Source organism: Bacteroides sp. OF03-11BH (assembly GCF_003604005.1).
In the GTDB taxonomy this organism is placed as follows: Bacteria; Bacteroidota; Bacteroidia; order Bacteroidales; family Bacteroidaceae; genus Bacteroides; species Bacteroides ovatus.
The window spans coordinates 155,075-162,672 of record NZ_QTMW01000012.1 but is presented as its reverse complement, the minus strand read 5'-3'; the positions used below and the strand labels follow the sequence as shown (position 1 = coordinate 162,672).

The 7,598-nt window shown below is 42.6% G+C and carries 6 protein-coding genes; all 6 read left to right on the top strand.

Annotated features, from left to right (window positions below):
- Nucleotides 1-437 precede the first annotated feature (437 nt).
- The 6 genes from DXA54_RS11750 (at nt 438) to DXA54_RS11725 (ending at nt 7,545) form a co-directional block, all read left to right on the top strand.
- Nucleotides 438-1,028, top strand: a complete 591-nt coding sequence (locus DXA54_RS11750) for a V-type ATP synthase subunit E family protein (RefSeq protein WP_120079536.1) — start codon at nt 438-440, stop codon at nt 1,026-1,028.
- 11 nt (nt 1,029-1,039) lie between these two features.
- A complete protein-coding gene (locus DXA54_RS11745; RefSeq protein WP_004297637.1) occupies nt 1,040-1,882 on the top strand; it encodes a DUF2764 domain-containing protein in 843 nt (280 codons plus the stop codon).
- A 17-nt stretch (nt 1,883-1,899) separates the two neighbouring features.
- A complete protein-coding gene (locus tag DXA54_RS11740) occupies nt 1,900-3,660 on the top strand; it encodes a V-type ATP synthase subunit A (protein WP_004303858.1) in 1,761 nt (586 codons plus the stop codon).
- Nucleotides 3,661-3,689: 29 nt separating this feature from the next.
- Nucleotides 3,690-5,018, top strand: coding sequence for a V-type ATP synthase subunit B (locus DXA54_RS11735; RefSeq protein WP_004297639.1), 1,329 nt, complete (start codon nt 3,690-3,692; stop codon nt 5,016-5,018).
- 107 nt (nt 5,019-5,125) lie between these two features.
- The gene (locus tag DXA54_RS11730; RefSeq protein ID WP_004297640.1) at nt 5,126-5,731 is read left to right on the top strand and encodes a V-type ATP synthase subunit D; all 606 of its coding nucleotides are present in this window, start codon (nt 5,126-5,128) and stop codon (nt 5,729-5,731) included.
- Nucleotides 5,728-7,545, top strand: a complete 1,818-nt coding sequence (locus DXA54_RS11725) for a V-type ATP synthase subunit I (protein ID WP_004303856.1) — start codon at nt 5,728-5,730, stop codon at nt 7,543-7,545. Before DXA54_RS11730 ends, DXA54_RS11725 begins: the two co-directional genes overlap by 4 nt.
- Nucleotides 7,546-7,598: the final 53 nt, after the last annotated feature.

The window sequence follows — 7,598 nt, the reverse complement described above, 5'->3', positions numbered from 1 at the left end:
ATTCATTTTGAGTCAAGGGGCTTCTGTCATTTGGTACTTTGCGAAAATTATCAATCTTCAGTCTTCCGGTAAGTCATTGTCGAATAGATCTCCCCGAAGTTTTAGTTTTCTATGAATTTGGTGAAATACCGATAGCTTTTGTTATTTAATCTTGTATTAGTATCCTGTTTGTCGTTTTAAGTATATACATATTTCCAAATGTCTTTTAGATTCCTTATATTTGTTTACCGGCTTGAAAGATTCGGTAAATCTGTCATTTAGTAATAAAAAAGGGGAAAAAGCGGAATAAAATAGGTGTAGGACTGTGATTTTTTTGCAAACAAATCTTTTTCTTTTCTTCTTTCTCTTTTTTATCAAATTGATTTTTGTAAATTTGGCGAGAATCTGACAAAGGACACATAGTTAATATAGTAATAATACTAAATACTCCTGTTAATATGGAAAACAAAATTCAAGAGTTGACCGATAAGATTTATCGTGAAGGCGTGGAAAAAGGAAACGAGGAAGCGCAGAGACTTATCGCGAATGCTCAGGAAGAAGCTAAGAAAATCATTGAGGATGCCCGAAAAGAGGCAGAATCAATTGTAAACTCCTCTCGTAAATCTGCTGATGAGTTAGTAGAAAATACTAAATCAGAGTTAAAACTATTCGCCGGTCAGGCTGTGAATGCGCTCAAATCAGAAATCGCTACAATGGTAACTGATAAGTTGATAACCGCTTCCGTGAAAGATTTCGCTCAGGATAAAGATTACCTGAATGCGTTTATCGTAGCATTGGCATCCAAATGGAGCATAGATGAACCTATCGTCATCTCAACAGCCGATGCGGAATCACTGAAAAAGTATTTTGCAGCTCATGCAAAAGCTTTATTAGACAAGGGGGTGACCATTCAGCAAGTAAATGGTATCAAAACTCTGTTCACTGTTTCTCCGGCGGACGGTTCGTATAAGGTGAACTTCGGAGAAGAAGAATTCATGAATTACTTCAAAGCGTTCTTGCGTCCTCAATTAGTAGAAATGCTATTTTAAAAGAAGCGACTATGAGTAGTAAGTACTATTACTTGGTAGCAGGTTTGCCGGAACTTTCGCTGGAAGACAGCAAACTGAGCTATACAGTAGCCGATTTTAAAACTGAAATCTACGATGGATTGTCTGCTTCAGACCAGAAGTTGATTGACTTGTTTTATCTGAAGTTTGATAATGCAAATGTGCTGAAACTTCTCAAAGATAAAGAAGCGGAAATCGACAAACGGGGAAACTACTCTGCTGATGAACTCTCTGAATATATTTCTATTCTGAGAGAAGGCGGAGAAATCAGTCCTAAAGAATTTCCGGTCTATCTATCCACTTTTATTACTGATTATCTGAATACTCCGGCTGAAAGTACGGTTTTACACGAGGATCATCTGGCTGCTCTATATTATGAGTATGCGATGAACTGTGGGAATAAGTTCGTTTCTGCCTGGTTTGAATTCAACCTGAACATCAATAATATTCTTGTTGCATTTACTAGCCGTAAATTCAAATGGGATATTGCTTCCAACGTTGTGGGAAATACGGAAGTATGCGAAGCATTGCGTACATCGAGTGCCCGCGATTTCGGATTGTCCGGTGAGGTGGATGTGTTTGAATCGTTAGTGAAAATCAGTGAGATTACAGAACTGGTGGAGCGTGAGAAGAAGTTGGATGCTTTGCGGTGGAATTGGATGGAGGATGCTATTTTCTTCGACTATTTCACTATCGAACGTATTTTCGCTTTCCTGCTGAAGCTGGAAATGATTGAACGGTGGATTTCACTGGATAAGGAAAGAGGTAATCAGTTGTTCAGAAGCATTATCGAATCGCTGAAGAACGAAGTGCAGATTCCTGCAGAATTCAGATAATAAAATAAAAAAAATATATGGCAACAAAAGGAACTGTTAGTGGCGTTATTGCCAACATGGTGACCCTCGTCGTTGACGGACCGGTAGCTCAGAATGAGATTTGTTATATCTCGACCGGTGGTGATAAGTTGATGGCGGAGGTGATTAAGGTTGTAGGTTCACATGTATATGTCCAGGTGTTTGAAAGCACACGTGGACTGAAAGTGGGCGCCGAAGCCGAATTTACAGGACACATGCTTGAGGTGACATTAGGCCCGGGTATGCTATCGAAAAACTATGATGGTCTGCAAAATGACCTCGACAAGATGGATGGAGTTTTCCTGAAAAGAGGACAATATACATATCCGTTGGATAAAGAACGTGTATGGCACTTCGTACCCTTAGCGAATGTAGGTGACAAAGTGCAGGCTTCTGCATGGTTGGGACAGGTGGATGAAAACTTCCAGCCGCTGAAAATTATGGCCCCGTTCACTATGAAAGGAACGGCTACCGTAAAAACAATCATGCCGGAAGGTGATTATAAGATAGAAGATACAATTGCCATCCTGACAGACGAAGAAGGAAATGATATTCCTGTGACTATGATTCAGAGATGGCCCGTGAAACGTGCGATGACGAATTATAAGGAGAAACCGCGTCCTTTCAAATTATTGGAGACTGGTGTACGTGTGATTGATACGCTGAATCCGATTGTGGAAGGTGGTACGGGATTTATCCCCGGTCCGTTCGGTACTGGTAAAACAGTGCTTCAGCACGCTATCTCTAAACAGGCGGAAGCGGATATCGTTATCATTGCGGCTTGTGGTGAACGTGCCAATGAGGTGGTGGAAATCTTTACCGAGTTCCCCGAACTGGTAGACCCGCATACGGGACGTAAGTTGATGGAACGTACTATCATCATTGCGAATACTTCCAACATGCCGGTAGCTGCCCGTGAAGCATCTGTATATACAGCAATGACACTGGCGGAATATTACCGTTCCATGGGATTGAAAGTCTTGTTGATGGCAGATTCTACTTCCCGTTGGGCACAGGCTTTGCGTGAGATGTCCAACCGTATGGAAGAATTGCCTGGGCCGGATGCTTTCCCGATGGATATTTCGGCTATTATCTCCAACTTCTACGGTCGTGCGGGATATGTAAAACTAAGTAATGACGAAACGGGTTCTATTACGTTTATCGGTACGGTATCTCCTGCGGGTGGTAACTTGAAGGAGCCGGTGACTGAAAATACGAAGAAAGTAGCCCGTTGTTTTTATGCTTTGGAACAGGATCGTGCGGATAAGAAACGTTATCCGGCAGTGAATCCGATTGATTCTTATTCAAAATATATCGAATACCCGGAATTTGAGGAGTATATCAAAGGTCATATCAACGATGAATGGATTGGAAAGGTAAACGAACTGAAAACCCGTTTACAGCGCGGTAAGGAAATTGCCGAACAGATCAATATCCTCGGTGATGATGGTGTACCGGTAGAATATCATGTGATTTTCTGGAAATCAGAATTGATTGACTTTGTTATTCTGCAACAGGATGCTTTTGATGAAATTGATGCGGTAACTCCGATGGAACGTCAGGAAGATATTCTGAACATGATAATCGACATCTGTCATACGGAATTTGACTTTGATAACTTCAACGAAGTAATGGATTACTTCAAGAAGATGATTAATGTCTGTAAGCAGATGAACTACTCGAAGTTCAAATCGGAACAGTATGAAGGATTCCAGAAACAACTGAAGGAATTGATTGCCGAAAGAAGTGTCAATTCATAATCTTTAATTTATAATTTTAATTATCAAAGATGGCAACAAAAGCTTTTCAAAAGATATATACCAAGATTACTCAGATTACCAAGGCTACTTGTTCGCTGAAAGCGACAGGAGTAGGGTATGACGAGCTTGCCACTGTGGACGGTAAACTGGCACAGGTGGTTAAGATTGCCGGTGACGATGTCACTTTGCAGGTATTTGAAGGTACGGAGGGTATTCCGACCAATGCCGAAGTAGTATTCCTCGGCAAATCGCCTACATTGAAAGTGAGTGAGCAGCTGGCCGGACGTTTCTTCAACGCTTTCGGTGATCCGATTGATGGAGGTCCGGACATTGAAGGACAGGAAGTGGAAATTGGCGGTCCGTCTGTGAACCCGGTTCGACGTAAACAGCCGTCGGAACTGATTGCAACGGGTATTGCCGGTATCGACTTGAACAATACACTGGTATCGGGTCAGAAGATTCCGTTCTTTGCCGACCCCGACCAGCCTTTTAATCAGGTAATGGCAAACGTAGCCTTACGTGCTGAAACGGATAAGATTATCCTTGGAGGTATGGGTATGACAAATGACGACTACCTGTACTTTAAGAATGTGTTCTCTAATGCAGGTGCGCTGGACCGTATCGTGAGTTTCATGAATACGACCGAAAATCCTCCGGTAGAACGTTTGTTGATTCCGGACATGGCATTGACTGCTGCAGAGTATTTTGCAGTAAATAATAATGAGAAAGTGCTGGTGCTATTGACGGATATGACGAGCTATGCGGATGCGTTGGCAATCGTATCTAACCGTATGGACCAGATTCCTTCGAAAGACTCTATGCCGGGATCGCTTTATTCGGATTTGGCAAAGATTTACGAAAAGGCGGTGCAGTTCCCTTCCGGTGGTTCAATCACTATTATTGCGGTGACTACTTTGTCTGGTGGAGATATTACGCATGCTGTACCTGATAATACGGGTTACATCACTGAAGGTCAGTTGTTCCTGCGTCGTGATAGTGATATCGGTAAGGTAATTGTTGACCCGTTCCGTTCATTGTCTCGTTTGAAACAGCTGGTAACCGGTAAGAAGACACGTAAGGACCATCCGCAAGTGATGAATGCCGCTGTACGTCTGTATGCCGATGCCGCTAACGCTAAGACGAAGATGGAAAATGGTTTCGACCTGACCAACTACGACGAACGTACGTTGGCTTTTGCGAAGGACTATTCCAATCAGTTGTTGGCTATTGATGTCAATCTTGATACTACTGAAATGCTGGACGTTGCCTGGGGCTTGTTCGGTAAATATTTCCGTCCGGAAGAAGTGAATATCAAGAAAGACTTGGTGGATCAATACTGGCCGAAACAAAATAATTAGACAATTAGACGATTTGCTATTAGGATGATAGTGGACGGATTATATATGTTTATAAGAAGTAATTTCAATCGTCTGGTCGTAAATTGTTAAATTAGTAAATCAACGAGATGGCTATAAAGTTTCAATATAACAAAACCTCTCTTCAGCAGCTCGAAAAGCAACTGAAAGTGCGGGTGCGTACGCTTCCTATCATTAAGAATAAGGAAAGCGCCCTCCGCATGGAAGTGAAACGCTGTAAAACGGAAGCTGCCGATCTGGAGGATAGGCTCGAACAACAAATTCAAGCCTATGAAGCCATGTTCGCCCTTTGGAATGAGTTTGACGCTTCATTAATAAAGGTGAATGATGTTCATCTTGGCGTGAAAAAGATTGCGGGTGTGCGCGTACCGTTGCTCGAGAATGTAGAATTCGAGATACGTCCGTACAGTATGTTTAATGCTCCCAAATGGTATGCCGACGGTATCCATCTATTGGAAGAGCTGGCTCATACGGCAATTGAACGTGAATTTATGCTCGCCAAGCTGAACTTGTTAGAACATGCAAGGAAAAAGACCACTCAAAAGGTGAACCTTTTTGAGAAGGTGCAGATACCGGGTTATCAGGATGCATTGCGAAAGATCAAACGATTCATGGAAGATGAAGAAAACTTGTCGAAATCTTCGCAAAAGATCATGAAGTCCCATCAAGAAAAAAGGAAGGAGGTAGAGGCATGATTACAAAAATGAAGAAACTCACATTCCTGGTTTATCACAAAGAGTATGAAGAATTCCTGAACAGTCTGCGTGAACTTGGGGTAGTCCATATTGTGGAGAAACAACAGGGGGCTGCTGATAACACGGAGTTGCAGGAGAATATTCGTCTTTCCAATCGCTTGGCGGCTACCTTGAAGTTGCTTCAGAATCAGAAGCATGAAAAGAATGCTGTAATTGCTACGGAAGGTGGAACGGCTGCCCGTGGTATGCAAGTGCTGGACGAAGTGGATGCCCTGCAAACAGAGCATGGAAAGCTGTCGCAGCAGTTGCAAAGCTATGCCAAAGAGAAAGAAGCGCTGGAAGCCTGGGGTAACTTTGAACCGGATAATGTTCAGAAGCTGAAAAATGCCGGTTATGTAATCGGTTTTTATAGCTGTTCGGAAGGAAATTACAAGGAAGAGTGGGAAACGGAATACAATGCAATGATTGTGAACCGTATCTCTTCTAAAGTATTCTTCGTGACTCTGACGAAAGGCGGGCAGGAAGTGGATTTGGATGTAGAACAGGCGAAATTACCTGCATACTCTTTGGCACACCTTGAAACGCTTTACAATACGACCGAACAGGCCGTTGAAGAGAATGAAAAGAAGCTGGTTACGTTTTCCGAAACAGAAATTCCTTCCTTGAAGGCTGCTCTGAAAGAGTTGCAAAGCCAGATTGAGTTCTCTAAGGTGGTGTTAAGTTCCGAACAGACTGCCGGTGACAAACTGATGTTAATTGAAGGATGGGCACCTGCATTCAGTCAAGTGGAAATAGAGGCTTACTTGAATGACGCACATGTATATTATGAGATTACCGATCCGATGCCGGGCGATAATGTTCCTATTCGATTGAATAATAAGGGATTCTTTGCCTGGTTCGAACCGATCTGTAAGTTGTATATGCTTCCGAAGTATAATGAATTGGACTTGACTCCGTTCTTTGCCCCGTTCTTTATGGTCTTTTTCGGACTTTGTCTGGGAGATTCCGGATATGGGGTGTTCCTGTTCCTGGGAGCTACGGCCTATCGGTTGATGGCGAAGAAAGTGACTCCATCGATGAAGTCGATCATTTCATTGATACAGGTATTGGCTGCTTCAACATTCTTCTGCGGTTTGCTGACAGGTACGTTCTTCGGAGCGAATATCTACGATTTGAACTGGCCGATTGTTCAACGTCTGAAACATGCCGTCTTGATGGATAACAATGATATGTTCCAATTATCGTTGATATTGGGAGCTATTCAGATACTATTCGGTATGGTGTTGAAGGCGGTGAATCAGACTATTCAGTTTGGTTTCAAATATGCAGTGGCAACTATCGGATGGATCATCCTGCTGGTTTCCATGGCAGTTTCGGCTTTGTTGCCGGAGGTAATGCCGATGGGAAGTACAGTGCATTTGGTTATTCTGGGTGTTTCGGCTGCTATGATCTTCCTTTATAACAGTCCGGGAAAGAATGTTTTCCTGAATATCGGACTGGGATTATGGGATTCATATAATATGGTCACCGGTTTGCTTGGCGATGTATTGTCTTACGTTCGTCTGTTTGCCCTCGGACTTTCCGGAGGTATTTTGGCGGGAGTATTCAACAGCCTGGCAGTAGGTATGAGTCCGGATAATGTAATAGCAGGCCCGATTGTTATGGTACTGATTTTCGTTATCGGTCATGCCATCAATATCTTTATGAATGTGCTGGGTGCAATGGTTCACCCGATGCGTCTGACGTTCGTTGAGTTCTTCAAGAACTCCGGATATGAAGGAGGCGGTAAAGAGTACAAACCGTTCAGAAATTGAAAATTTGAAGATTAAGAATTAGAAATTGAGAATTAATATTTTAAGAATTAAAC